The 785-nt window shown below is 56.6% G+C and carries 1 protein-coding gene; it reads right to left on the bottom strand.

Annotated elements, in window-relative coordinates:
- On the bottom strand, positions 1–364 hold a 364-nt coding region (locus PMI36_RS11025), incomplete at its 3' end, for a DUF6124 family protein (RefSeq protein WP_032830522.1).
- Positions 365–785: the final 421 nt, after the last annotated feature.

Here is a 785-nt window from a genome sequence, read left to right as displayed (position 1 = left end):
GAGCCTTCATCTGCAACGACTCATGATGATCCAGCACCCGCTCCACCAACAACTGCACGCCATCTGCCAGACGGCTGAGCGCCAAGGCTACAGAGCGGCGTGAGCCTTCCACATCGTCCGCCAGATCGGTAGCAATGGCGCTGATGGACAGCAGGTCTTCGGAGGCATTGGCCAGAAGGGCTTCGGTGTCGATATCGGGGCAGACGGCGAAGAGCTGGGATTTACGGCGTTTGGCCGGTTTTTCATGGAGTGGGGGGAAGTAATGGGAGAAGGCGCGGTCAGCGGCTTCCTTCATTTTTTCTGCATCGAGGGATGCTTGGGAATCGACGTCGGTTTCCGGGGGGTTGGGAGTAGCTTTGAACATAGTGAAGCTCCATTTAATGAGTTTCAGCTGCTCCATCGGGTTCCAATCGAAGGGGTGGCAGCTGTACGCGGGCTGGAACCCGGGCAAACGGACAAAACCCGACAGACACTAAGGTCTCCCGCGCACAGCCGCCATAACGGAGTGCACACATTAAAGGTGCGCAAGCATACGTTATGAAAGGCGCTTTTGCCTCGTTAACACCACGGGGTTCCAATCCCGGTCGCTGAGTTTGCAGCGACCCCCAAACGATAAAGACCAACGCAAAACCGCACCAGTCAGCGGGTTCCGGCATTGCTGTAGGCAGCGACGCCAGACTGCGTAGCCTCACACCGTTCATGCGGACAAACTTTTAAACACAAAACCTCAAGCTGTCGGGTCCTGTGGTGAGCCACAAAGGTATCTGCGCCAGGTTGAAGATTCC

This window comes from Pseudomonas sp. GM79 (assembly GCF_000282495.1).
Classification (GTDB): Bacteria; Pseudomonadota; Gammaproteobacteria; order Pseudomonadales; family Pseudomonadaceae; genus Aquipseudomonas.
The sequence above is the reverse complement of the archived record's forward strand: the minus strand, read 5'-3'. Positions and strand labels throughout refer to the sequence as shown.